The sequence below is a fragment of the Nocardioides sp. genome (assembly GCF_030150155.1).
Lineage (GTDB): Bacteria > Actinomycetota > Actinomycetes > Propionibacteriales > Nocardioidaceae > Nocardioides.
In genome coordinates this window covers 16,664-41,183 of the sequence record NZ_JASLGR010000059.1, presented here as the reverse complement: position 1 = coordinate 41,183, position 24,520 = coordinate 16,664, and the positions used below count along the sequence as shown (strand labels likewise).

The 24,520-nt window shown below is 71.7% G+C and carries 24 protein-coding genes; 13 read left to right on the top strand and 11 right to left on the bottom strand.

Going from position 1 to position 24,520, the window contains the following annotated elements; translation table 11 throughout:
- Window positions 1–156 precede the first annotated feature (156 nt).
- Window positions 157–2,046, top strand: a complete 1,890-nt coding sequence (locus Q1V88_RS17650) for an amino acid transporter (RefSeq protein ID WP_366914104.1) — start codon at window positions 157–159, stop codon at window positions 2,044–2,046.
- Here the strand turns inward: Q1V88_RS17650 and Q1V88_RS17645 are convergent.
- Window positions 2,039–2,938 (bottom strand): LysR family transcriptional regulator, encoded by a 900-nt coding sequence (locus Q1V88_RS17645; RefSeq protein WP_300683033.1) that lies wholly within the window; start codon window positions 2,936–2,938, stop codon window positions 2,039–2,041. The genes Q1V88_RS17650 and Q1V88_RS17645 overlap by 8 nt on opposite strands.
- Window positions 2,939–3,090: 152 nt before the next feature.
- Here Q1V88_RS17645 and Q1V88_RS17640 point away from each other — a divergent pair, with 152 nt between their 5' ends.
- The 5 genes from Q1V88_RS17640 (at window position 3,091) to Q1V88_RS17620 (ending at window position 9,153) form a co-directional block, all read left to right on the top strand.
- Window positions 3,091–4,344 (top strand): Glu/Leu/Phe/Val dehydrogenase, encoded by a 1,254-nt coding sequence (locus Q1V88_RS17640; protein ID WP_300682822.1) that lies wholly within the window; start codon window positions 3,091–3,093, stop codon window positions 4,342–4,344.
- 119 nt (window positions 4,345–4,463) lie between these two features.
- Entirely contained in the window at window positions 4,464–5,327 is an 864-nt protein-coding gene (locus Q1V88_RS17635; RefSeq protein ID WP_300682819.1) for a phosphatase PAP2 family protein, read from the top strand.
- Window positions 5,328–5,330: 3 nt separating this feature from the next.
- Window positions 5,331–6,827 (top strand): aldehyde dehydrogenase family protein, encoded by a 1,497-nt coding sequence (locus Q1V88_RS17630; RefSeq protein ID WP_300682815.1) that lies wholly within the window; start codon window positions 5,331–5,333, stop codon window positions 6,825–6,827.
- Complete coding sequence (locus tag Q1V88_RS17625) at window positions 6,824–7,966, top strand: CoA transferase (protein WP_300682814.1); 1,143 nt, start codon at window positions 6,824–6,826, stop codon at window positions 7,964–7,966. Before Q1V88_RS17630 ends, Q1V88_RS17625 begins: the two co-directional genes overlap by 4 nt.
- Complete coding sequence (locus tag Q1V88_RS17620) at window positions 7,963–9,153, top strand: acyl-CoA dehydrogenase family protein (RefSeq protein WP_300682812.1); 1,191 nt, start codon at window positions 7,963–7,965, stop codon at window positions 9,151–9,153. Before Q1V88_RS17625 ends, Q1V88_RS17620 begins: the two co-directional genes overlap by 4 nt.
- Here Q1V88_RS17620 and Q1V88_RS17615 read toward each other — a convergent pair.
- The 3 genes from Q1V88_RS17615 to Q1V88_RS17605 are packed head-to-tail and all read right to left on the bottom strand — an operon-like array spanning window position 9,128 to window position 11,762.
- Complete coding sequence (locus Q1V88_RS17615) at window positions 9,128–10,084, bottom strand: 5'-3' exonuclease H3TH domain-containing protein (protein WP_300682810.1); 957 nt, start codon at window positions 10,082–10,084, stop codon at window positions 9,128–9,130. The genes Q1V88_RS17620 and Q1V88_RS17615 overlap by 26 nt on opposite strands.
- 54 nt (window positions 10,085–10,138) lie before the next feature.
- Window positions 10,139–11,389, bottom strand: coding sequence for a helix-turn-helix domain-containing protein (locus tag Q1V88_RS17610; RefSeq protein WP_300682809.1), 1,251 nt, complete (start codon window positions 11,387–11,389; stop codon window positions 10,139–10,141).
- Between the two features lies 1 nt (window position 11,390).
- Window positions 11,391–11,762: a hypothetical protein gene (locus Q1V88_RS17605; protein WP_300682806.1), complete on the bottom strand. Its 372-nt coding sequence runs from the start codon at window positions 11,760–11,762 to the stop codon at window positions 11,391–11,393.
- A 373-nt stretch (window positions 11,763–12,135) separates the two neighbouring features.
- Here Q1V88_RS17605 and Q1V88_RS17600 point away from each other — a divergent pair, with 373 nt between their 5' ends.
- Both Q1V88_RS17600 and Q1V88_RS17595 read left to right on the top strand, forming a co-directional pair.
- Complete coding sequence (locus tag Q1V88_RS17600; protein ID WP_300682805.1) at window positions 12,136–12,417, top strand: helix-turn-helix transcriptional regulator; 282 nt, start codon at window positions 12,136–12,138, stop codon at window positions 12,415–12,417.
- A complete protein-coding gene (locus Q1V88_RS17595; RefSeq protein WP_300682803.1) occupies window positions 12,414–13,577 on the top strand; it encodes a glycerate kinase in 1,164 nt (387 codons plus the stop codon). Before Q1V88_RS17600 ends, Q1V88_RS17595 begins: the two co-directional genes overlap by 4 nt.
- On the opposite strand, the gene Q1V88_RS17590 is transcribed toward Q1V88_RS17595, so the two are convergent.
- The 3 genes from Q1V88_RS17590 to Q1V88_RS17580 form a co-directional block, all read right to left on the bottom strand.
- On the bottom strand, window positions 13,547–13,762 hold the full coding sequence (locus tag Q1V88_RS17590; RefSeq protein ID WP_300682802.1) for a PLD nuclease N-terminal domain-containing protein: 216 nt from the start codon (window positions 13,760–13,762) through the stop codon (window positions 13,547–13,549). The two genes, Q1V88_RS17595 and Q1V88_RS17590, sit on opposite strands and share 31 nt — an antisense overlap.
- 35 nt (window positions 13,763–13,797) lie before the next feature.
- A complete protein-coding gene (locus Q1V88_RS17585; protein ID WP_300682800.1) occupies window positions 13,798–15,006 on the bottom strand; it encodes a hypothetical protein in 1,209 nt (402 codons plus the stop codon).
- Between the two features lie 123 nt (window positions 15,007–15,129).
- Window positions 15,130–15,426, bottom strand: a complete 297-nt coding sequence (locus Q1V88_RS17580; protein ID WP_300682797.1) for a hypothetical protein — start codon at window positions 15,424–15,426, stop codon at window positions 15,130–15,132.
- A 133-nt stretch (window positions 15,427–15,559) separates the two neighbouring features.
- Between Q1V88_RS17580 and Q1V88_RS17575 the strand changes: the two genes are divergently transcribed.
- Window positions 15,560–17,281 carry a long-chain-fatty-acid--CoA ligase gene (locus Q1V88_RS17575; protein ID WP_300682794.1) on the top strand — a complete coding sequence of 574 codons (1,722 nt, stop codon included), beginning with the start codon at window positions 15,560–15,562 and terminating at the stop codon, window positions 17,279–17,281.
- A 64-nt stretch (window positions 17,282–17,345) separates the two neighbouring features.
- Here Q1V88_RS17575 and Q1V88_RS17570 read toward each other — a convergent pair whose 3' ends face one another.
- The 4 genes from Q1V88_RS17570 to Q1V88_RS17555 form a co-directional block, all read right to left on the bottom strand.
- The gene (locus tag Q1V88_RS17570) at window positions 17,346–17,960 is read right to left on the bottom strand and encodes an MBL fold metallo-hydrolase (protein WP_300682791.1); all 615 of its coding nucleotides are present in this window, start codon (window positions 17,958–17,960) and stop codon (window positions 17,346–17,348) included.
- Complete coding sequence (locus Q1V88_RS17565; RefSeq protein ID WP_300682789.1) at window positions 17,957–19,057, bottom strand: S-(hydroxymethyl)mycothiol dehydrogenase; 1,101 nt, start codon at window positions 19,055–19,057, stop codon at window positions 17,957–17,959. Before Q1V88_RS17565 ends, Q1V88_RS17570 begins: the two co-directional genes overlap by 4 nt.
- A 76-nt stretch (window positions 19,058–19,133) precedes the next feature.
- Window positions 19,134–19,787 carry an HAD family acid phosphatase gene (locus Q1V88_RS17560; protein ID WP_300682787.1) on the bottom strand — a complete coding sequence of 218 codons (654 nt, stop codon included), beginning with the start codon at window positions 19,785–19,787 and terminating at the stop codon, window positions 19,134–19,136.
- Window positions 19,788–19,838: 51 nt separating this feature from the next.
- Window positions 19,839–20,651 (bottom strand): hypothetical protein, encoded by an 813-nt coding sequence (locus Q1V88_RS17555; RefSeq protein ID WP_300682784.1) that lies wholly within the window; start codon window positions 20,649–20,651, stop codon window positions 19,839–19,841.
- A gap of 173 nt (window positions 20,652–20,824) precedes the next feature.
- Here Q1V88_RS17555 and thiM point away from each other — a divergent pair, with 173 nt between their 5' ends.
- From thiM to Q1V88_RS17535, 4 genes are read left to right on the top strand one after another with little or no spacing between them, the layout of a single operon-like run.
- On the top strand, window positions 20,825–21,598 hold the full coding sequence (gene thiM / locus Q1V88_RS17550) for a hydroxyethylthiazole kinase (protein ID WP_300682782.1): 774 nt from the start codon (window positions 20,825–20,827) through the stop codon (window positions 21,596–21,598).
- 5 nt (window positions 21,599–21,603) lie between these two features.
- Entirely contained in the window at window positions 21,604–22,974 is a 1,371-nt protein-coding gene (locus Q1V88_RS17545) for an LLM class flavin-dependent oxidoreductase (RefSeq protein ID WP_300682779.1), read from the top strand.
- Window positions 22,971–23,834, top strand: a complete 864-nt coding sequence (locus tag Q1V88_RS17540; protein WP_300682778.1) for a rhodanese-like domain-containing protein — start codon at window positions 22,971–22,973, stop codon at window positions 23,832–23,834. The genes Q1V88_RS17545 and Q1V88_RS17540 overlap by 4 nt, the downstream gene beginning before the upstream one ends.
- A 34-nt stretch (window positions 23,835–23,868) precedes the next feature.
- Window positions 23,869–24,516, top strand: coding sequence for a GntR family transcriptional regulator (locus Q1V88_RS17535; RefSeq protein ID WP_300682775.1), 648 nt, complete (start codon window positions 23,869–23,871; stop codon window positions 24,514–24,516).
- Window positions 24,517–24,520: the final 4 nt, after the last annotated feature.

Below are 24,520 nucleotides of genomic sequence, written 5' to 3'. Positions count from 1 at the left end.
TAGTTGTGCCGCCCCAGTCCGACCTACGGCTTCCGGAGCACGGGAACCGTTGAGGTTTCTGGAAGCCGCCGTCGACCAACGCCAGCCTCTGCCCGCCGCCGACGCGCCTCGCACTGATGCAGGACGCGAACGGTGTCCAGGGTCCATGCTGAGCAGGTGAAGCACGTCGAGACGGCTCCGGCCCCCAGCGCCCCGGAGTCCGGGCCTGCGGAACGGACCTCACCGTGGTGGCGGGTGATGTGCCTGACCGGCGTCGACTACTTCTCCAGCCTCGGCTACCAGCCCGGGATCGCGGCGATCGCCGCCGGTCTGCTCTCGCCGTTGGCCACGATCGTGCTGGTCGCGCTGACCTTGCTGGGGGCGCTGCCGGTCTACAGGCGGGTGGCGGAGGCCTCGCCGCACGGGCAGGGCTCGATCGCGATGCTGGAGCATCTGCTGGGGCGCTGGGGCGGCAAGGTCTTCGTGCTCGTGCTGCTCGGCTTCGCCGTCACCGACTTCGTGATCACGATGACGCTCTCGGCGGCCGACGGCGCCACCCACCTGGTGCAGAACCCGCATGTGCCCTCCGTGCTGGCAGGTCACCAGGCGTGGGCGACGTACGCGCTGCTGGCTCTCCTCGGCGCCGTCTTCCTGCGCGGGTTCACCGAGGCGATCGGGATCGCTGTCACCCTGGTCTCGGTCTACCTCACTCTGAACGCCGTCGTGATCGTGGTCTGCCTGGCCAAGGTCGCCAGCCACACCGCCGTGATCGGGGACTGGCGCCACGGCCTGACCACCTCGCACGGCAGCGTGCTGGCGATGGTCGGGGTCTCCCTGATCGTGTTCCCGAAGCTCGCCCTGGGCATGTCGGGGTTCGAGACCGGGGTAGCGGTGATGCCGCAGGTCCGCGGCGACGCCGAGGACACCGAGGCCCATCCGGTCGGCCGGATCCGCAACACCCGACGACTGCTCACCACCGCCGCCCTGATCATGAGCCTGTACCTGGTGACCAGCTCGATCGTGTGCACCCTGCTGATCCCGCAGAGCGCCTTCGAGCCCGGCGGAGCCGCCGACGGCCGGGCCCTGGCCTACCTGGCGCACCTCTACCTCGGCTCCGGCTTCGGCACCGTGTACGACGTCTCCACCCTGCTCATCCTGTGGTTCGCCGGTGCCTCGGCGATGGCCGGGCTGCTCAACCTGATCCCGCGGTACCTGCCGCGTTACGGGATGTCGCCGCAGTGGGCCGGGGCCACCCGGCCGCTGGTCGTGATCATCACCGCGATCGCGTTCCTGATCACCGCGATCTTCCACGCCAGCGTCAGCGCCCAGGGCGGCGCCTACGCGACCGGGGTGCTGGTGCTGATGACCTCGGCCGCGGTGGCGGTGACCCTGGAGGCGCGGCGCCGCCGCCAGCGAGTCGGCACCGTGGTCTTCGGGCTGATCGCCCTGGTGTTCGTCTACACCCTGGTCAACAACTGCATCGAGCGTCCCGACGGCCTCAAGATCGCGGCCTGCTTCATCGCCGCGATCCTGATCGTCTCGGCGATCTCACGGACCTACCGGGCCTTCGAGCTGCGGATCACCGACGTCGAGCTCGACGACGCCGCCCTGCACTTGCTGCGCCACCACCCCAGTAACACCATCCGGCTGGTCGCCAACGAGCACGGCGACCTCAACGAGGCCGAGTACCGGGCCAAGGTCGTCGAGGCCTGTGCCGACAACCACCTCCAACGCGAGGACTGGCTCTTCGTCGAGGTCACCGTCACCGACCCGTCGGAGTTCAGCGCCCGCCTGGAGGTGCACGGCGTGACGGCGTACGGCAAGCATCGGGTGCTGCGGATGCGCGCTCCGAGCGTGCCCAACGCGCTGGCCGCGCTGCTGCTCCACATCCGCGACGTGACCGGGCTGCGGCCGCACATCTACTTCGCTTGGACCGAGGGCAACCCGCTGCGCAACGCGCTGCGGTTCCTGTTCCTGGGCGAGGGGGAGATCGCCCCGATCACCCGGGAGATCCTGCGCCGTGCCGAGCCCGACCGCGACCGGCGCCCGCACGTGCACGTCAGCTGATGCCTTCGGCGGCCAGTCCCGGGCCGTAACGGTGCAGGCAGAACGCCCCCAGCCGGTCGGCCCAGTCCTCCAGCAGTACGGCGGCGTGGTGCTGGCGCTCCCAGGCAGCGAAGAGCCGGATCTGGAGGTAGCCCCCGGGCACCGAGATCAGCAGCGGGACCAGGTCGAAGCGGGCATCGTCGGAGACGACCGCCACACCGCGCCCGGTGGCCGCGATCGCCTGGGCGACCTGGGTGTTGCCGACCTCGATCACGTCGCCGTAGCCGGGTCCGGTGCTGTTGAGGGCCGCGTCGAGCAGGGCACGGGGCTGGAACTGGGGCTGGAGCACGATCAGGGTCCGCTCGGGCAGCTCGCTCACGTCGACGCTGGAGCGCCCCGCCCACGGGTCGTCGGGGGCGACGTAGGCCCAGACCGGGCAGACCATCAGCGCCCGGGAGCCGAGCGAGCGAGCCGGCCGGGTGGTGACCACGGCCAGGTCGGCCCCGGCCGCGAGTGCTGCCTGGGCGCTCTCGCCGCCGATGTCGCGCACCAACGGCACCGGCTCGGTGGGGCCCAGGGTCGCGATGAACGGCGCGACCACGTCGGTCAGGGTGCTCGGCGGCGCGGCGATGTGGACCTCGGTCACCACACCCGCAGCGAGGTTGTGGGCAGCACCGGCGGCGTTCGCGGCATGGCGGAGCAGCTCCTGGGCGGTGGGCAGGAACGCCTCCCCGGCACGGGAGAGCCGCAGTCGGCGTCCCTCCCGGTCGAACAGGTGCAGGCCGAGCTGCTGCTCGAGGTGGCGCAGCTGGCGGGAGAGCACCGGCTGGGTGACGTGCAGGGCGCGGGCGGCGGCCGTGGCCGAGCCGGCCTCCGCGGTGGAGACGAAGTACTTGATCAGCCGCAGATCCATGCTCACAGAGCATGACGGTAGTACCGAATGAGTCTTGGACGGCGTGACCACGCGCAAGGCAGGCTGGAGGGATGAGCGAGACCCTGACGGGCGGACCGACCGCCGCGTCCCCAAACGACATCGTTTCTCCAGCACTCGCAGGACAGGCCCCGGTGGACCCAGCGACTCGCACGGTGCTCGACGACGCCCGCGAGCAGCTCGCCCAGGCGATCGACGTGCTCGGCCTGGGCCCGGAGGTCTTCGGCATGCTGGCCGCCCCGCGACGTGAGATCGCGGTCAGCATCCCGCTGCGCCGCGACGACGGCTCGATCGAGGTGCTGCCGGGCTACCGGGTGCAGCACAACACCTCGCGTGGCCCGGGCAAGGGCGGCGTCCGGTTCGACGCCCGGGTCGACATCGACGAGGTCCGGGCGCTGGCGATGTGGATGACCTGGAAGTGTGCCCTGCTCGACGTGCCCTACGGCGGTGCCAAGGGCGGCGTCCGGGTGGACCCGCGGGCCTACAGTCGCGCCGAGCTGGAGCGGATCACGCGTCGCTACACCTCCGAGATCGGGCCCCTGATCGGTCCCGAGAACGACATCCCGGCGCCCGACATCGGCACCGATGAGCAGACGATGGCCTGGATGATGGACACCTACTCCGTCGGCCAGGGCCACACCGTCCTCGGCGTCGTCACCGGCAAGCCGATCGCCCTGGGCGGCTCCCAGGGACGGGCCGCGTCCACCTCGCGTGGTGTGGTCACCATCGGCGTGGAGGCGCTGCGTCACCGCGACCTCGGTGCCGACGGCTCCACCGCCGCCGTGCAGGGCTTCGGCAAGGTCGGTCGCGGTGCGGCCCGGCTGCTGCACCAGGCGGGCCTGCGGGTGCTCGCGGTCAGCGACGTCGACGGCGGCCTGTTCCACCCCGGCGGCATCGACATCGCAGCCCTGGAGGAGTACGTCGACCTGCACGGCAGCGTCGTGGGCTTCCCGGACGCCGAGGCGATCGACGGTGAGGCGGTGCTGATGGCCGACGTCGACCTGCTCGTCCCGGCCGCGATCGAGGGCGTGCTGCACGCCGGCAACGCCGCCGGTGTCCGGGCCCGGGTGATCGTCGAGGGGGCCAACGGCCCGCTCACCGCCGACGCCGACCGGATCCTGGAGGCCGCCGGCGTCCTGATCGTCCCCGACATCCTCGCCAACGCCGGCGGCGTGGTGGTCTCCTATTTCGAGTGGGTGCAGGCCAACCAGTCGTTCTGGTGGACTGAGGACGAGGTCAACGAGCGCCTGGTGCACCGGATGATCAAGGCGTGGCGCGAGGTCACCGAGTACGCCGGCGCCCGCCGGCTCTCCCTGCGGATGGCCGCGACCTGCATGGCCGTGGAGCGTGTGTATCAGGCACATGAGGTCCGGGGGCTCTACCCCTAGGCCGCCCCTGATTGATCCCCATTTCTGGGACCGCTCCTGCAAATATCCTTGGTGTGGGCTGTGAGGAGTGCCACGATGGGGGAGATCCAGGCAGGTTCCGAACGAGCGGAGGCGACACGATGACGACCCGTCAGGTGGGGGAGTCCAGGTCGACCGACGCGTCGATGGCGACAGCGTCGAAGGGCCGATCGGGGGCCAAGGCCCTCCCGGTCGGGGCGCTGCGGGCGCACTGGGTGGTCGAGCTCGGTGTGCTGATCGCCCTGTTCACGGCGTACAACCTGATTCGCGCCGCGCAGGGGACCGACATCAGTGCCGCGTTCGCTCACTCCCAGGACATCCTGCGGGTCGAGGGTGGGATCTTCGACCACCTGGAGCTGCCGCTGAACACCTGGATCGGCACGGTCCCGGTGATCGCGGTGAGCGCCTGCTACTTCTATGCCCTGATGCACTACGCGATGACGCCGATGGTGCTGTTGGTCTCGCGCAAGCACGGCGGCTGGCACTACTGGCGCGGCTACTGGGCGATCGTGGTCGCCTCGGGGATCGCGCTGGTGATCTACGCCGCCTGGCCCGCCGCACCGCCGCGGCTGATCCCCGGCATCGGGATCGCCGACGTGATGCGGGACTTCTCCAGCTACGGCTGGTGGGGCTCGGCCGCCTCGGCACCGCGCGGCATCGGTGACGCCACCAACCAGTTCGCCGCGATGCCCTCGCTGCACTGTGGCTGGGCGTTCTGGTGCTCGATCCAGATGTGGGGCTTCCCGTCGAAGTGGTGGCGGATCCCGGCGGTGCTCTACCCCGTCCTCCAGGTGATCGTCGTGATGGCCACCGGCAACCACTTCCTGCTCGACATCCTTGGCGGCGCGGCCTGCGTCGCGATCGCCTACGGCGTGATGGAGCTGATCCGTCGGGTCAGCCGCCACCGCCAGGCGGCCCGGCTGGCAGCGGCCCCGGAGCCGGTCGCACTGAGCGAGTCCGAGTAGCGCGTGCCCCGCGTCACCAGCTACCGACCCGCCGACGGCCAGGTCAACGGGCACGTCGAGGAGTCGACCGGTGCCGAGGTCGACGCGGTGGTGGCCTCCGCCGTCGCGGCTGCCCCGGCGATGGAGCGGGTGCCGCCGTGGGTGCGGCGCGCCTGGCTGGAGGCGATCGCCGACCGCCTGGAGAGCGACCGGACGCGGCTGGCCAGGATCGCCGACGCCGAGACCGGCCTGGGGCTGGCCCGCCTCGACGGTGAGATCGGTCGGGCCGCCTCGCAGCTGCGGTTCTACGGCGCCGTCGCTCAGGAGGGCTCCTACCTGGGCCTGCGCCTGGACTCGGCCACGGCCACCAGTCCGCGTCTGGTCCGGCTGCACCACCCGCGTGGCCCGGTGGTGGTCTTCGGGGCCAGCAACTTCCCGTTCGGTTTCGGTGCGCTGGGCAACGACACCGCCTCGGCCCTGGCCGCGGGCTGTCCGGTGGTGGTCAAGGGCCATCCCGCCCACCCGCTGCTCAACGCCGCCCTGGTCGAGCTCGCCCAGCAGGCCGTCGCCGCCGCCGGCGGCCCGGTCGGTGCGATCGCCACCGTGCAGGGGCTCGAGGCCGGTCAGCAGCTCGTCGTGCACGACGACATCACCGCCGTCGGGTTCACCGGCTCCCAGGCTGGTGGGCTGGCGCTGTGGCGGCTGGCCCAGCAACGCCCGGTGGTGATCCCGGTGTACGCCGAGATGAGCACCGTCAACCCGGTGGCGATGACCCCGACCGCCGTCGAACGCCTCGACCAGATCGCTGCCGGCTTCGTCGGCTCCTTCACCCTCGGCTCGGGACAGTTCTGCACCAAGCCGGGGCTGCTGCTCGCGCCGGCGGGCCACGGCGTCGCCGAGGCCGTCGGACGGGCGCTGAGTGCTGCCGCACCTTCGCCCCTGATGCTGACCCGCTCGATCGCCGAGGCGTACGGGTTCGGCCTGGACTCCCTGGTCGCCGCCGGTGCGACGGAGGTCGCTCGGGTGCCCCGCGCCGAGTCCGGGTGGAGCGCCGACGCCGTCGTGCTGGCGGCCCCGGCGATCGCCCTCTCTCGCGGGTCGCGTCTGCTGGAGGAGTGCTTCGGCCCGGTCGCTGTCGTCGTGGAGTACGCCGACACCGCCGAGCTTCGCCACCTGATCGGCCTACTCCAAGGCAGCCTCGCCGGCACCGTCGTCACCGACGGCAGCAGCGCCGACCCCGACGCCCCGGCCCTGGTCAGTGCGCTGTCGCGCCAGGTCGGCCGGGTCACGGTCGACGACTGGCCGACCGGCGTGGCCTGGACCTGGGCCCAGCACCACGGCGGCCCGTGGCCCGCGACGACCGCACCGGAGACGACCTCGGTGGGCGCCTCGGCCCTGGAGCGCTGGGTCCGGCCGGTGACCTACCAGTCGATGCCGGAGCTGTGCCTGCCCGAGGCGGCTCGCTCCGGGAACCTGTGGCGCCTGCCGCGACGCATCGACGGCCGGATCGAGGTGCCGTGACGGCGCCGTTGGCGGGGATCCTGGTCGCCGACTTCAGCCGGGTGCTGGCCGGGCCGCTGGCCACCGCGACGCTGGCCGACCTCGGCGCCGACGTGATCAAGGTCGAGCGCCCGGGCAGCGGCGACGACACCCGGGCCTGGGGTCCGCCCTGGACCACGAACACCTCGAGCTACTTCGAGGCACCGAACCGGTCCAAGCGGTCGATCACCCTGGACCTGGAGGATCCCGACGACCTGGCGGTGGCCTGGCGACTGGCCGAGCGGGCCGACATCGTGGTGGAGAACTTCAAGACCGGCACGCTGGCCCGTCACGGGCTGGGCTTCGTCGACGTCGCCGCCCGCAACCCCGGCGTCGTGTACTGCTCGATCACCGGCTTCGGCTCCGGGGCCGGTGCGGACCTGGCCGGCTACGACTTCCTGATCCAGGCCGTCGGCGGCCTGATGAGCATCACCGGTGAGCCCGACGGCGCCCCGATGAAGGTCGGGGTGGCCCTGGTCGACGTGCTCACCGCCAAGGACGCCACCACCGCGATCCTGGCGGCGCTGCGCCACCGCGACGCCACCGGACAGGGACAGCACGTCGAGGTCAACCTGCTCTCCTCCCTGCTCGGCTCCCTGGTCAACCAGGCCTCGACCTACCTCAGCACCGGACGCGAGCCGTCCCGGATGGGCAACGCGCACCCCTCGATCGCGCCGTACGAGCTGCTCGCCACCGCTGACGCTCCGCTCGCGCTGGCGTGCGGCAACGACGCCCAGTTCGTCCGCCTGGTCGGGGTGCTGGGCCGTGCCGACCTGGCCACCGACCCGCGGTTCAGCACCAACCCCGCCCGGGTCGAGCACCGCCCGGCCCTGGTCGTCGAGCTGGAGCGGGCGCTCGCCCAGGCGACCTCGGCCCAGTGGGTCGAGCGCCTCGGCGCGGTCGGCATCCCGGCGGGTCGGGTGGCCTCGATCGGGGAGGCGTTCGCCCTGGCCCGCGACCTCGGCCTGGAGCCCACCGTGGAGGTCGGCGACGGGCGTCCGGCCCAGGTGCGGCATCCTGCGACGTATTCGGCGACGCCGGTGGAGCGCTACGTCGCCCCACCGACGTTGGGACAACACAGCGACGAGATCCGCCGCTGGCTGACGGAGGAGACAGCGTGAGCACGCAGCACGGCACCCCGGCCCTGGACCCGAGCGACCTGGCCGACCTCGACTCGCTGCTGAGCGAGGAGGAGAAGGCGGTCCGTTCCTCGATCCGCCAGATGCTCGACCGCACCGTCGAGCCGCACATCGCGACCTGGTTCGAGGACGGTGGCATCCCCGGGGTCCGCGAGCTGACCCGGGAGCTGGGCAGTCTGGGCGTGCTCGGGATGCACCTGGAGGGCTACGGCTGCGCGGGCATGTCGGCGACGGCGTACGGGCTGGCCTGTCTGGAGATCGAGGCCACCGACTCCGGGCTGCGCTCGCTGGTCTCGGTGCAGGGCTCGCTGGCGATGTTCGCGATCTGGCGCTGGGGCAGCGAGGAGCAGAAGCAGGCCTGGCTGCCGTCGATGGCCGCCGGTGAGACGATCGGCTGCTTCGGCCTGACCGAGCCCGATGCGGGCTCCGACCCGGGCTCGATGACGACCCGTGCCCGACGCGACGGCACCGACTGGGTACTGGACGGGCGCAAGATGTGGATCTCGAACGCGCCGTACGCCGATGTCGCCGTGGTCTGGGCGATGACCGAGGACGGGGTCCGCGGGTTCGTCGTACCCACTGACACTCCCGGCTTCTCCACCCCGGAGATCAAGCACAAGCTGTCGCTGCGGGCCTCGGCGACCGGCGAGCTGATCCTGGACGGCGTCCGGGTCCCGGCCGCGGCGATGCTGCCCGAGGTGCGCGGCCTGAAGGGACCGCTCTCGGCCCTCAACGAGGCCCGCTACGGGATCGTGTGGGGCTCGCTCGGGGCGGCGCGGACCTGCCTGGAGACGGCGCGCCGCTATGCGATGGAGCGCCACCAGTTCGGCAAGCCGCTGGCGGCCTTCCAGCTCACCCAGGCCAAGCTGGTCGAGATGAACCTGGAGTACATCAAGGGCTACCTGCTCGCGGTGCACCTGGGCCGGCGTAAGGACGCCGGGGTGCTGCACCACGACCAGGTCTCCCTGGGCAAGCTCAACAACGTCCGGGAGGCGCTGGAGATCTGCCGCACCGCGCGGACCATCCTGGGGGCCAACGGGATCTCCCTGGAGTACCCGGTGATCCGGCACATGAACAACCTGGAGTCGGTGCTGACCTACGAGGGCACCGTCGAGATGCACACCCTGATCCTGGGCCAGGCGCTCACCGGGGAAGCGGCATTCCGCTGAGCCGGTTGGTCGCGCTCGGCACCAGGGCGTGCAGGCTGGCCTCCTCCAGCGCCTGACGCACCCGGTCGGCGCTGAGCGGCAGCTCGCCCAGTGGTCGGCTCGGGTCGGCCGAGGGGATCTGCAGCGACGTCGACGGGGTCATGATCAGGCGGTTGTCGATCCAGGCCTGCCGGGCGCCGTCGGCGCGGAGCTTGGTCAGCGTGCCCTTGCCGGTGGCCTCGACCACCCCGGCGCCGTCGTTGCCGTCGACGTCGGCCCAGACGGCCTCCATCGTGGTGAAGTGCTGGAGCAGGGCGGCGGCGGTCTTCTCGCCGATCCCGCGGATGCCGCGCAGGTTGTCCGAGGCGTCACCGCGCATGGCGGCGTAGTCCAGGTACTGCTCGGGCCTGATCCCGGTCATGATCGTGAAGCGCGACGGGTTCAGCACCGGTGAGTTGTCGATCCCGCCGTTGATGATCCGCAGCACCGAGGTCACCGGACCGATCTGGGCGAAGGCGTCCCGGTCGCTGGTGGCGATCACGCACTGCCAGTCCTCGGTGGCGGCGACGTGTCGGGCCGCGGCGGCCATCACGTCGTCGGCCTCCAGCCCGGCCGGGGTGAACGCGGTGATCCCGGCAGCCGCCAGGGTCTGCGGGATGACCTCGAGCTGGGCGATCAGCGCAGCGTCCTTGGCCTTGCGGTGGGCCTTGTACTCGGGGAACCGCGCGCGTCGTCGTGAGCTGGCCGGATCGTCGAAGCCGACCACGATCGCATCGGGACCGATCCGGTCGATGGTGCCCAGCAGCAGGTTCCAGAAGCCGCGTACGGCCCAGGCCGGTCGACCCCGGCCGTCACGGAAGCCGGTCTCGGCGTAGGCGTGATAGGCCCGGTGGGTCAGCGAGTTGCCGTCGACGGCCAGCAGGGTGCGTCGGGGACTGTCGAGCTCGCTCATGGAGTCGCCCACGTTACCCGCCCCTGCGGCGGGTCGTGTGCCGGGTGCGCGGCCTCAGTGTGCTGCGCGTCTGCGTTCGGCCTTGTAGCGCTTGAGGTCGCTCTTGTCCCCGGCGGTCCACAGCGGCAACGTCGCCTCCAGGGCCAACAGGGTCTGCACGATGATTGCGGGGTCGAGCAGGTCCTCGCCGAACAGCTCGTTGATCTTGCGCCACCGGTAGCGGATCGTCTGCGGGTGCACCCCCATCATCTCCGCGATCGCGGGGGCGCTCTCCCGGGTGCGCAGCCAGACTAGCAGCGTCGAGGAGAGGATCTCCCGGGAGTTGGCCGACTCACCGAGCAACGGCCCCAGCCGGGTCTGGACGAGCTGGGAGCGCAACGACGGCTCGGCGTGCAGCCACAGCTGGGTGAAGTAGCGCGAGCAGTCGATCACGGGCTGGCGGGGGATCGCGCCGGTGGTGCTCAGGTGCAGGGCCCGCAGCACCCAGCGTCGGGCGTGCCCGACCTCCGTCAGCCCGACCGGCCACGAGCGCGCGACGGTGATGCCCGGATGCAGCCGGCGCAGCCGGGTCTGGAGCGCGTCGGCCTCCTCGGGCACGACCACGAAGAGTCCGGGCAGGCAGCTGGTGTCGACCAGGGCGGGGGCGAGCTCGGTGTCCGCGGGCCAATCCACGTCGGCAGGTCCGGTGGCCGCCAGCACGACCACGGCCGCGGGCACTTCCCACCCGATCCGGTCGGCGAGGATCGTGGCCCGGTCCTGGTCGCGGCTGATCAGGGCGTGCAGCAGCGCCCGTCGGGTGCTGGGTGGGTCGTTGTGCTCGAACTCCAGGTAGAGCTCGGCACCGGTGTGGGCCTCGGTGACCAGCCGGTCCACGAAGACGGCCAGACGGGACAGGATCGCGGGCAGCGCGTGCAGCGGGACCTCGCCCCGGTCGACGGCGGCCTGCATCAGGTCGAGCGCCTCCAGGTGGCCGAGCCTGACCGCCGCGTCCAGCGGGTCCAGGGAGTGACCCTCGCTGGCCTCGCCGTAGCCCATCCGGCGCAGCAGGTCGTGCAGCCCGGTGGCCGAGGGCGGGCGGGAGCCGAGCGACTCCAGGAAGACGTTGGCTGAGGCCCGGGCCGCCATCACGATCAGGTGGCGTCGACGGCCCTCCTTGGGGCCGGCGTACGGCGAGACGTGCTGCTGCACCCGGTCGGCGGTCCGCTCGGCGAAGTCGGTGACCGTGCCCCGCAGCCGCCGCACGGTCTGCAGGGTCAACACCGGTCCGGAGCCCGAGCGCTCCGGCCGTGAGCTGGACGTGGTCATGCTAGGCAAGGTCGGCGAGCTGGAGCTGTCGGCCCAGATGACGGCGCAGCAGGCGGGCCGAGTCCACCGGCAGGACGACCCGCGGTGCGGGGCCCTCGGTCGTCTCGATCGCGACCCACGTGGTCGGGTCGCCGACATGGCGACCCAGCCGGACGACCAGCTCGGCGGACGCCCAGCTCCGGGGCTGGTGGGGGACCGGCGGCGCGGCCAGCAGCACGCCGAGGAGATCGGCCTCGCTCTGGTGGATCCGGTCCTCAGGATGGTCCTGCTCGTGGTGCACCCGCGTGCACCAGCGGGGGCACGGCTCGTGCTGCCACGACGGCCGTGGTGCTGCGTGGTCCCCGGGACTCGGGGTGGCGAACGTGTCGCTCATGGTGGCCTCCGTTCCTCCCTGCCTGCGGAAGGCTCGATTCACGTTGGTGGGCGACATTAGGTGGGCCCACCGACGGTTTCGCCGCGGCGGAGACGGTCTCGCCACAGCCACGGCCCTTCCCTGCGTCCGGCGACACCGGCACATTCCTGTTTGGGCATATAGGTATCGGCAACGGGCGTGACGTGCGGTGCAGCACACCACGCCCGTGACGCAAGGGACCGGTTCTTGTCATCCGGCAGAGAAAGAATCGAAACTTCCCAAAATTCTTTCCTCGCGCGCCCGCGAGGCCCTGCTGCCATGCCTCCGCGCCCATTTGAAGATTCCCATCCGTGTATGCGTCACGCCGAGCCCGGGAGGCGGGAGTCTTGGGTCTATGACGAAGCCATCGGACGGACCGACCTGGGACGAGTACGGGCGCGCCCTGGGCGTCAACCTCCAGCGAGCCCGGCGCGACGTCGGGCTGAGTCAGGAGTGGGTCGCCCACCGGGCCGGGATCTCGGCGTACACCTACCAGAAGTTCGAGAAGGGCGAGTCCAAGCCGGGCACGCCGATGAACCCCCAGCTGCGCACCCTGGTCGCGCTGGCCCAGGTGCTCGAGGTGCCGCTCTTCGAGCTGCTCCCACCGACGTTCCCCGAGCTCACCCTGGGCCAGTGACCCGCCCCGTCGTCGTCGTGGCCCCGGACGCCTTCAAGGGCAGCTGCAGTGCCACCGAGGCGGCCGCGGCGATCGCCCGGGGCCTGCAGTCGGTCTGGGCCGAGAGCGTCGACGTGCGGCTGTGTCCGATGGCCGACGGCGGTGAGGGCTCCCTGGCCGTGCTGACCGCTCCGCTGGGCCTCGACCTCGTCGCCGTCGAGACCGTGGACGCGCACGGTCGACCCCGGAGCGCCCAGATCGGGATCACCCCCGACGGCCGCACAGCGGTGATCGAGGCGGCGATGGCCAACGGCCTGCCCCACGTCGCCGACGTCGACGCGCGCCCGCGCCAGGCCCACACCGGCGGCGTCGGCCTGCTGCTGCGCGCGGCGCTGGACCGCGGTGTGGAGGAGGTCCTGCTCGCGATCGGCGGCTCGGCCAGCAGCGACGGCGGCGTCGGGGCGCTGCGCGCCCTCGGCTGCCGGTTCCTGGACTCCGCAGGGGAGGAGATCGCCGTCGGGGCGGCCGGACTGGCGGCCCTGGTACGGATCGACACCGCCGGCCTGCACCCGCGGACCGCGACGGTGCGCCTGCGGGTTCTCGCCGACGTCGACAACCCGCTGCTCGGCCCGCGCGGCACGGCCACCGTCTTCGCCCCGCAGAAGGGAGCCGACGCCGACGACGTCGCCGCGATCGAGGCGGGGCTCGCCCACCTGGCCGACGTGATCGCCGCGAGCGGTGGGGTCGAGGTGGCTCAGACTCCCGGCGGCGGCGCTGCCGGTGGCACCCCCGCGACCCTGGTCGGCCTGCTCGACGCCCGGATCGAGCCGGGCTCGACGGTGATCACCGACCTCGCCGGGCTGCCGGCCCTAGCACAGAGCGCAGCACTCGTGATCACCGGCGAGGGCGCCTTCGACGCCCAGTCCCTGGACGGCAAGGTCGTCTCAGCGGTGAGCGCGACCGTGGCCGGCCGGTGCCCGCTGGCGGTGCTGGCGGGCCGTGTCGACGTACCGCTGAAGCAGGCGCAGCGGGCCGGGGTGAGTGCGATGTTCAGCATCGCCCGCGGTCCGGCGCCCCTGGCCGACCTGGTCCGCGATGTGACGGGCCTGCTGGAGCAGGCCGCGGCCAACATCGCGGCCCTGGTCGGACCTCAGGACTTCTTGCGACCGAAGATCAGGTAGGCGATCGGGCCGATCGGCTGCACGCCCAGCAGCGGCACCCACAGCCACTTCGGGCCGCGGATCTGCGTCTTGGGGCGCTTGCGCAGGTCGACGGCGCAGTAGCTCGACAGAGCGAGCTCGGCGACACCGGCCGCCACGGCGATCTTCTGCTGCGTCGGGTTGAGGTCGTCCCACTTCTTAGCCATGATCCGACCCTAGCGGTCACTGGCAAGGTGCCCGATCAGCGCCTCGGCACCGTGACCTTCAGGGTGCTGCGCTTGGTGTGGCCGGCCTTGTCGGCCATCACCACCAGCACGTCGTAGCTGCCGTGCGGCACCCGCGCCGGGATCGCCAGCCGGACCTTGCGCCGCCCGATCGAGAGCCAGCCGGTGCTGGTCCGCGCCAGCACGGTGTCGTCGTCGAGCAGCCGCACCTTGGCGGTGATCCGCTCCTGGGCGGCCAGCGTCACCACGACCGTACGCCGATGGCGGCGCTTGACCACCACAGCGTGACGGACTGAAGCAGCGACCACGGTGGCGGCCGTGGTCGGGCTGGTCCCACTGGTCGGCGAGGTGGTGGCGGTCGCCGTCGGCACGCCGGTCGGCGGCGCAGAGCCGTCAGGGCCCCCGGGACCGCCCGTCGGCACGTCGGTCGGGGAGGAGCCGCCGCTGGACGAGGGGTCCTCGAAGTCGAGGTTCACCGTGAACGCACCGGTGTAGCCGGCCGTCGTCGAGCCGGTCAGCGGCACCAGCAGGCTGGCGTCGTAGAGCTGGTCGGTGCTGTTGGTGGTGTCGCGGCCGGTGCCCTTGTAGCCCTTCGAGGTGACCGCCTGGACGGCATTGGTGACGGTGTCGTCGAAGAACAGCTGGGAGGTGAAGTTGACCGTGGTCGAGGAGTCCAGCGCCAGCCGGATCCGGTAGTGCACGTGGATCGTGCGCGAGACGTACCAGCCTGGGAAGATCGTGGTGAACGTGACCTGACCGTTGGCGTCGGAGACCTGGTAGCCACGCAGGAAGTTGTGACCGGTCTCGTCGGGGTTGCCCGACCCGCTCACGTCGGAGTAGGCACCCTGCGCGTTGGCGTGCCACACATCGACGTACGCGCCCTGGCGCGGCGCGCAGGCGCCACCGGCGTCGAGCAGAGTCAGGGTCAGGGTGAGCGGCACGCCCGTGACGGGCGTGGTGGTGCTCGTGGACTTGGTGCCGGTGTCGTAGCGGATGTCGCTGCGCTGGAGGAGCTCGTCGACCCAGAACGGCCCCTGGGTCTCCTCCTTGGTCAGGGTCGCGCAGCCGGTCGAGGCCGCGAGGGCCGCGCGTGAGGACGCCGTCGGTACGGCGGCCACCGCTGAGTCCGCCAGCGACCTGATCAGGGCGAACCCGCCGAGCGTGCTGACGCCGAGCGCCATCGATCCCTTCAACAGCGTCCGTCGGGACGCCTCCTGCTCCGTCATCGATCCTTCACCTCCTCTGCGGGCTACGCCCGCCTCGTCCGCGCTCGGGTGAGCGACGATGCGAGTCTGGAGCCGGTGGTTGAGAGGGGAGCGTGGAGTTCCTGAAGCGGGCCTATGTCCGGGTCAGCGCTCCAGGCCGGAGTCGGCCCAGGCCGCGTCGATCCGCTGGCGCAGCGCCTCGGAGAGCTTCTCGCCACGGCGCCGTGCCTCCTCCTGCGCGCGGGCCAGGACGTCGGCGTCGACCCGGAACGGCACCCGCACCCAGTCCTCAGGCTGGGTGGTGGGTGCGCCGGCGGCGTACGCCCGGAGCAGCTGCTCGACCAGTCCGTCGCGGGAGACGGACTCGGCATCGGCGAGGGCGGCCAGGCGGTCCCGAGCCGTCGCGGTGATACTGGTGTTGAACTGCTTCCGGTCGGGCATGGCAGCCATTCTCCCAGGCGAGGACCACGGTGAAGGCCATTTCCGGCACGCGGTGGCAAGTTCGACAGTCGACGCAGCACCGCGAAGACTGGACATCGAGCCCGTCACGCGGCGGCGCCCAGGGAAGGATCAGATGAGCTCGCACGACTCGACGCCCGAGGCCACGAACCACCCCGCAGGACTGGCTCCGCTGGCCGGCTACGCCCCCGGTGTGCCGCGCGAGGTCGAGGTCCCCACGACCAGTCTGAGCGAGGTGCTGCACGCGGCCGTGCGTGCCTACGGTGACAAGCCCGCGCTCGACTTCTTCGGCTCCACGACGACGTACGCCGAGCTGGGCGCGCAGGTCGACGCCGCGGCCCGGGTGCTGGCCGCACAAGGGGTCAAGCCCGGCGATCGGGTCTCCCTGATCATGCCCTCGTGCCCGCAGGCGGTGGTGGCGTTCTACGCCGTCCTGGAGGTCGGCGGCATCGTGGTCGAGCAGAACCCGCTCTCCACGGCCGAGGAGCTGCGTCGCTCCTTCGCCGACCACGGCGCCGCGGTCGCGGTGGTCTGGGACAAGCTGGCCGACACCATCGCCGGCCTGGCCCTGGACCACGAGGTCACCCTCTTCACGATGGACATGACCCGGGCGCTGCCGCTGACCAAGCGGCTCGCCCTGCGGCTGCCGATCGCGAAGGCGCGCCAGGCCCGCGAGGCGATGACGACCCGGCCCACCGCCGGCTCCTCCTGGGAGGACGCCCTGGCCCAGGTCGACCGCGCCCGCCTCCCGCAGGTCACCCCGCACCACGCCGAGTCCGACGACGTCGCGCTGCTGCAGTACACCGGTGGCACCACCGGCGAGCCCAAGGCCGCGATGCTGACTCACCGCAACCTGGCCGCGAACGTCGCCCAGAGCCGGGCCTGGGTGCCGGAGCTGCGCGAGGGCCAGGAGGTCTTCTACGGCATCCTGCCGCTCTTCCACGCCTACGGGATGATGCTCTGCCTGCTCTGCGCGGTCCGTCTGGGCGGCTGCCTGGTGCTCTTCCCACGCTTCGACCTCGACATGGTGCTGGACGCGATGAAGCGTCGTCCGGCGACGTTCCTGCCCGCGGTGCCGCCGATCTACGCCCGGATGGCCGAAGCCGCTCCGGCCCGGGGCATCGACCTGGGCTCCATCCGGTGGGCGATCTCCGGGGCGATGCCGCTGCCCGCCGAGCTGGTGGAGCAGTGGGAGGCCCTGACCGGTGGTGTGCTGATCGAGGGCTACGGCATGACCGAGACCTCACCGATCGCGCTGGGCAACCCGATGGCCCCGACCCGGCGTCCGGGCTCGGTCGGTCTGCCCTACCCGTCCACCGAGATCCGCGTGGTCGACCCGGAGAACCCGACCCTCGACCGCCCTGCCGGTGAGCCCGGCGAGCTGTTGATCCGTGGGCCGCAGGTCTTCGCCGGCTACTGGAACAAGCCCGAGGAGACGGCCGCCGTGATGGTCGAGGGCGGCTGGCTGCGCACCGGTGACATCGTCACCGTCGACGAGGCCGGGTTCGTCACCATCGTCGACCGGATCAAGGACGTGATCATCTCCGGTGGCTTCAACGTCTACCCCTCGGAGATCGAGGAGGTGCTGCGCGAGCACCCCGGCGTGGCGCAGGCGGCCGTGGTCGGCGTACCCGGCGCAGCGGGCAGCGAGGACGTCGTCGCGGTCGTGGTCGCCGAGCCCGGGGTCAGCATCGACCCCGCCGAGCTGATCGCGTTCACCCGCCAGCACCTGGCCGGCTACAAGGCGCCGCGCCGGGTCGAGGTCGTCGACGAGCTGCCGCTCTCGGCGATCGGCAAGGTGCTGCGCAAGGACGTGCGCGCAGACCTTCAGCGCTGATCGCCAGCGCTGGTCAACGGCGCGGGAGAGCAGGACTCTCGTGCGCCGTCGACCAGCGCTCAGCTCAGCCGAGCCGCTCGGCCTCCGCGGCGATGGTGGTGTCCTCACCGTGACCGGTGTGGACGACCGTCTCCCCGGGCAGTGTGAGCAGCTTGGACCGGATCGAGGTCACGATCAGGTCGGCGTCGCTGAAGGAGCGACCCGTCGCCCCGGGCCCACCGTGGAAGAGGGTGTCGCCGGTGAAGACGCAGCCCAGCTCGGGGACGTAGAGGCAGACCGCGCCCGGGGCGTGGCCGGGGGTGTGGATCACCTCGATGGTGGTCCCGCCCAGGTGCAGCCGCTGGCCGTCGGCCAGGTCGCCGTCCCAGGTCTCGGTCGGATGGGTGAGCTCCCAGACCGGCTTCTCGGCCGGGTGCAGCAGGATCGGCGCGTCGACGGCGTCGCGCAGCGCGGGCGCGACCCGGACGTGGTCGTCGTGGGCGTGCGTGCACACGATCGCGGTGACCTCGCGCTCACCCACCACGGCCTGGATGTCGGCGACCGAGTGCGGGGCGTCGATCACGACGCACTCGGTGTCGTCGCCGATCACCCAGACGTTGTTGTCGACCTCGAAGGTCTCGCCGTCGAGGCTGAACGTGCCCGAGGTGACGCCGTGGTCGATGCGGACCTGACCGCTCACAGCACGACCACCGACCGCAGCACGTCACCGTGGTGCATCCGCTCGAAGGCGGCCTCGACGCCGTCGATGCCGATCTCCTCGGTGACGAAGGCGTCCAGGTCCAGGCGGCCCTGGCGGTAGAGGTCGACCAGCATCGGGAAGTCGCGGTCGGGCAGGCAGTCGCCGTACCAGCTCGACTTCAGGGCGCCACCGCGGCCGAAGACGTCGATCAGGGGGATCTCGGGGACCGTCATGTCCGGGGTCGGGACGCCGACCAGGACGACGGTGCCGGCCAGGTCGCGGGCGTAGAACGCCTGCTTCCAGGTCTCGGGACGGCCCACGGCCTCGATCACGACGTCGGCGCCCTCGGCACCGGCGTAGGTCTCGGCGCAGATCCGCTTGATCTCCTCGATCGGGTCGACCTGCGAGGAGTCGATGGTGTGGGTGGCACCCAGCGAGCGGGCCTGCTCGAGCTTCTTGGCGTCGATGTCGACGGCGATGATCGGGGAGGCCCCGGCCAGCGCGGAGCCCGCGATCGCGGCCACGCCGACGCCACCGCAGCCGATCACGGCGACGGACTTGCCCCGCGTCACGGCACCGGTGTTGATCGCGGCGCCGATACCCGCCATCACGCCACAGCCGAGCAGGCCGGCCGCGGCCGGACGGGCCTCGGGGTCGACCTTGGTGCACTGCCCGGCAGCGACCAGGGTCTTCTCCGTGAATGCGCCGATGCCGAGCGCGGGGGAGAGCTCGGTGCCGTCCTCCAGCGTCATCTTCTGGGTCGCGTTGTGCGTGTTGAAGCAGTACGTCGGCTCGCCGCGCTTGCAGGCCCGGCACTGGCCGCACACCGCGCGCCAGTTGAGGATCACGAAGTCGCCCGGAGCCACCTCGGTGACGCCGGGGCCGACGGCCTCGACGACGCCCGCGGCCTCGTGACCGAGCAGGAACGGGAATTCGTCGTTGATCCCGCCCTCGCGGTAGTGCAGGTCGGTGTGGCACACCCCGCACGCCTGGATCTTGACCACTGCCTCACCCGCGATCGGGTCCGGCACGTTGATCGTGGTGAGCTCCACCGGGAGCCCCTTGGCCCGGGCGATGACGGCCTTGACCTGCTGCATGGCGTACTTCCTGTCTGCTGAGACGCTGAACTGCTGAAGTAGCGAGTCTAGAAGACGGGTGTGGCCGAGGTCGGGCTCAGTAGCGTGAGGCGAAGACCGGCAGCGGGATGTCGGCCTCGGCCGGATAGGCGCCGTCGAAGCTGATCTCGCTGGCGGCGACCGACATCGCGATGGTGTAGCCGGCCTTGACGATCTGGGAGCGGCACATCGCCTTGCCCTGCTCCTGGCTCGCCGAGCCGACCGGGCGGCCGCAGACGCCGTTGGCCAGGATGCCCGCCGAACGCAGCGTGTTCTCCACCTTGTCCAGTCCGGTGTCCCCGGAGCGCCCCGTGACGTAGAAGACGGCGTAGCCGAGCTGCTGGGCGGTCTTCACGAACTGGACGGACGGGTTCACCAGCACGTTGAGGCCGGCGAAGTGGGTCTGCACGATGACGTCGTCGACGCCGAGGACGACCGCGAGCTGCTGACCCGGGCTGGCCTGCTTGGCGCGCTGGGCGAGCCACGCCTCGGCGGTGTGCCCGTTCGGGCCGTGCGCGTAGGCCTTGGTCACGGCCTTGAGCCAGGCGGACTGGCTCATGGGCGCCACCGGCATGATCTGGTCGGCCTGCTGGATGCCCGGGGTGCCGAGTGCCTCAGCACCGACGTGGGAGCCGGCCAGGCCGCACCCGGCGAGCAGCACCGAGGCGGCCGCGGTGGCAGCGGCGATGCGGAGACGACGTACAGAGGTCATGGTGCTCACGCTAGGGGCCGTCGGCTGTCGAGAACCTGACTATCGCGATCCTCAGGCAGCGACATCGACCGGGTCCGCGTCGTCGTCGGGGGCGCTGACGGGCTCCTGGATGTCGCTGCGGCTCACGGCGAGGTAGGCCACCAGCACGACGATCAGGATCAGCGCCACGGCGGTGACCTGGCCGTCGCCGTAGCCCAGGCCGGACTTCTTGCCGAGCCAGTCGGCCACCGAGGCGCCCAGCGGGCGGGCCAGCACGTAGGCGATCCAGAACGCCGCCACCTCGGCCAACACACCGGCCCGGAAGAGCACCCACGGCAGTGCCATCGCGATGCCGAAGACGATGATCGAGGGGACGAAGCCCCAGCCCAGGTAGAACGCGGTCAGGTCGCCAGCCGCGGTGCCCAGCGCGAAGCTGATCATCACGGTGGTCCAGTAGAACGCCTCACGGCGTCGGGTGGTGATGCTGTGCACAGACAGGGTGCCCTCGGAGCGATACCAGAAGATCAGGACCCCGGCGAGGAGCGCGGCGTAGATCCCGGTCACCACCGGCAGCGAGGCGCCCAGACCGGTCCGTACGCCGTCGGCCAGGACGGTGCCGAAGACGGCGACCATGCTCACCGCGAGCCAGTAGGTCACGGCGCGGTACTCGGTCGCCTGGAACTGGCGCACCATCGCGACGATGAAGAGCAGGCCGCCACCGACGGCCAGCACGATCGGGGCCCTCTCGCCGAGGAAGTCGGCCAGCGACTCGCCCATCCCGGTGGTGAGCAGCTTCACGATCCAGAAGACCGCGGTCAGCGCTGGCACCTTGGCGAGCATCGGTCCGGCAGAGAGGGTGCTGGTGGCGCGGGGTGTCGACGACATGGTTCGGCAGGCTAGGACGGCGTTCCTGCACTGAACCTGGACACAGGGTGAGACGCGGTCGGACGCTCTGCTCGGCGGCTCTACGATGGAAAGGTATGTAACTGCATACAGTTTCCCGACATGGCGTTCCCCGCCGTCGTCCGTCGTCTGCTGCACTGCTGAGGAGCACCCCTATGGAGACCCGCGCCTGGACCGAGGAGTCGGTCCGGACCGACGTCCGCGCCGTCCGTGAGACCGCCCCGTTCGTCTACGGCCTGACCAACTTCGTCGCCGCCAACTTCAGCGCCAACGTGCTCCTCGCCCTCGGTGCCGGGCCGGCCTTCGGCGCGGCTCCCGGGTGGACCACGGCGTTCCCCGCCGGAGCCGGGGCGATGTTCATCAACGGTGCCGCGATGATGTCGGCTGCCACCCCCGAGCAGCTCGGCGAGGCCGCCACCACCGCGTCGAACGCGGGCGTGCCGTGGGTGCTCGACCCGGTCGCGGTGGGCGCCGGGGCGCCGGCGTACGACGCCGTCATCCGCTCCCTGCTCGACCACCGGCCCGCGATCATCCGCGGCAACGCCAGCGAGGTCGCCGCCCTGGCCGGTCGCGCCGGTGGCGCGTCGGGGGTCGACTCCACGATGGACTCCTCCGACGTCGTCGGCCTGGTCGCCGACCTGGCCCGCGAGCTCGGCACCGTCGTGGCCGTGTCGGGGCGCACCGACTACGTCTCCGACGGCGAGCGCACCGTCGCGATCGACGGCGGACACGACCTGATGCCGCGGGTCACCGGGACCGGCTGCAGCCTGGGGGCCGCCTGCGCCGGCTTCGCTGCCGCGCTGGCGCCCTTCGAGGCCGCCGTCGCCGCCCACGCCACCTTCGCGTACGCCGGCGAGCGTGCCGGTGCCGCCGCTGCGGGCACCGGCTCCTTCGTGGTCGGCTTCCTCGACGAGCTCTCCCGGATCTGATCGCCATGAGCACGAAGAAGCAGATGCACCTGGCCGCCTTCATGAACGCGGGGCCCCAGGGCACCGCCGGATGGCGCCACCCCGAGGCCGGCGACGGCTTCCTCACCGCTGCGCACTACCAGCACATCGCCCGGGTCCTGGAGGACGCCTGCTTCGACCTCGCGTTCGTGCCTGACGCGCTGGCGGTGCCGCGCAGTCTGGGTGGCTCCTTCGACCCTGCGGTGCGCTACGGCTCGGGCACCCCGCGCCTGGACCCGATGCCGGTGCTGACCCTGATGAGCGCCGTCACCACCCACCTCGGCATCGCCGGCACGATGTCGACCGGCTACCAGGAGCCATACAACGTCGCACGCCAGCTGGCCACCCTGGACTGGATGACCGAGGGCCGGATCGGCTGGAACGTGGTGACCAGCTTCCAGGACGCCGAGGCGCAGAACTTCAACCAGGACAAGCTGCCCGAGCGCGGTGCGCGCTACGCCCGGGCCGAGGAGTTCCTCGAGGTCGCCACCCGGCTGTGGGACTCCTGGTCCGACGACGCCCTGGTACGCGACAAGGAGTCCGGGGTCTTCGGCAGGCCCGAGGAGGTGGAGGCCGTCGACTACGTCGGTGAGTACTTCCAGGTCCAGGGGCCGCTCGGCGTCCCGCGCGGTCCGCAGGGCTACCCGGTGATCATCCAGGCCGGTGCTTCGCCTGCCGGGCGTGACTTCGCCTCGCGCTGGGCCGACGTGGTCTTCTGCAGCCACGAGTCGCTGTCGTCGGCCATCGACTTCTATGCCGACATGAAGGCCCGCGCCGCCGCCCACGGCCGCGACCCCGAGCAGCTCAAGATCCTCCCCGCCGCCACCACCGTGGTCGGGAACGACATCCGCGACGCGATGGTCAGGCACGAGGAGTTCTTCGACCTGGTCGACCCGATGGCCGGCCTGTCCCGCCTCGCCTATCACGTCAACGTGGACCTCACGAAGTACGACCTCGACGGTCCGCTGCCCTCCCTGGAGGTCGTCGGCGTCGAGGGTCACTACCGCGAGGTCGTCGAGTTCGCCGAGCGGGAAGGGCTCAGCGTGCGCGAGATCGGCCGCTGGTACGGCGCCCGCACCGAGGGCAACATGCTCGGTTCGGCCTCCGACATCGCCGACAACATGGAGCACTGGATGGACGCCGGCGCCGCCGACGGGTTCATGATCCAGGCCACCCACGTCCCGGCCGCGTTCGAGGACGTGGCGACCCAGGTCGTGCCCGAGCTCCAGCGGCGGGGCCGGTTCCGGACGTCGTACGACGGGCAGACGCTGCGTGACCGCCTCGGCCTGGCACGACCCGAGCGGGGCGAATGGCGGCACCGGGCGGCCTCCGCGCTGCGGGGCGGCTCTGCGTCGTGACTCCCGTGGTGGACGTCGCCTGGCTGGTAGCGCACCTCGACGACCCGGATCTGGTGCTGCTCGATGCCAGCATCACCCGCAGCGTTGCCGCCGACGGCGCGACCCAGTTCGCACCGGGCCACGACGCGTACGCCGCCGTGCATCTGCCCGGGGCTCGCTTCGCGGACCTCTACGACGGGTTCTCCGATCCGGAGGCGGCGTACCTCTTCACCCGGCCCACCGCCGCCCAGCTCGACGCCGCTCTGCGCGCGGTCGGGGTCGGGCCCCGAAGCACGATCGTGGTCTACGACCAGCTCACCGGCTCCTATGCGGCCCGGGTGTGGCTGGTGCTGCGCTCGTACGGCGTCACCGCACGAGTCCTCGACGGTGGCCTGGCTGCCTGGACCGCCGCCGGTCACCCCACCGAGAGCGGCCCGGCCACACCGGTCGCCCCGGGGGAGGGCGTCGTGCTGCACGACGACCCCACGGTCTTCGCCGACCTGGAGGAGACCCGAGCCCTGAGCGAGGCGAGCGCGGTGGGGGAGACCACCCTGGTCTGCGCCCTGCGCGAGGTCGAGTACCGCGGCGACCCCGAGCGCGAGCGCACCGGCCACATCCCCGGCTCGCTCAGCCTGCCGTTCCCCGACACCCTCGACGCGGCCGGGCGCTACGACGCTGCGGCCACCCGTGAGCGTGCCGACGCGCTCGGGGTGGGGGCGGGACCGGTGCTGGCCTACTGCGGGGGTGGGGTCAACGCCGCCGGGCTGGCGCTGGCCTTCGTCCACGCCGGCCTGGACCTGCCCCGGGTCTACGACGGTTCCCTGAACGAGTGGCGCGCCCACCCCGAGCTGCCGCTGGTGGTCGGGACCGAGCCGGCCTAGGCGCCCGCGAGCCGAGGTCTGGAAGACTGCCGCAATGCCCAGTGCTCGTGACACCGTCCATGAGGCGCTGCACCGACGGCTGATGGACGGCTTCTACGACCGGGACTCCTCGCTGGTGCCGCAGGCGCTGAGCGAGGAGTTCGAGGTCTCCCGGACCCCGGTCCGTGAGGCGCTCGGGCTCTTGGAGCAGGCCGGTCTGCTGGTCGCGACCTCGCGCGGCTTCGTGGTCCGCGAGCGCAGCGACGAGGAGATGCTCGAGATCTTCGAGGTCCGGGCGATCCTGGAGTCCAGCGCCACCGCCGCGGCGGCCCGACGTCGCAACCCGATCGACCTGGCCCGGCTGCGCGACGTCACGGCGCACTCCGGTGCGGCAGGGGACCCGGCGCAGGTGCGGCGGGCGTTCAACCTCTTCCACGACCACATCAGGGTCGCGGCGCACAACGAGACCATCTCGACGCTGCTGCGCACGCTCAGTGCGCAGATCAAGGTGGCGGCTCCGTGGCGGGTCTCACCCTCCGACGACGGACTGGCCGCCTCCCAGGCCGAGCACGAGGCGATCCTGGCCGCGATCGAGGCCGGTGACAGCGTCGGTGCCGAGCAGGCGATGCTCGACCACCTGGCCCACGACCGGGACAACCGGATCAGTCAGTTCGTCGCCGAGCACGACCCCGCGCGCCGCTGAGAGA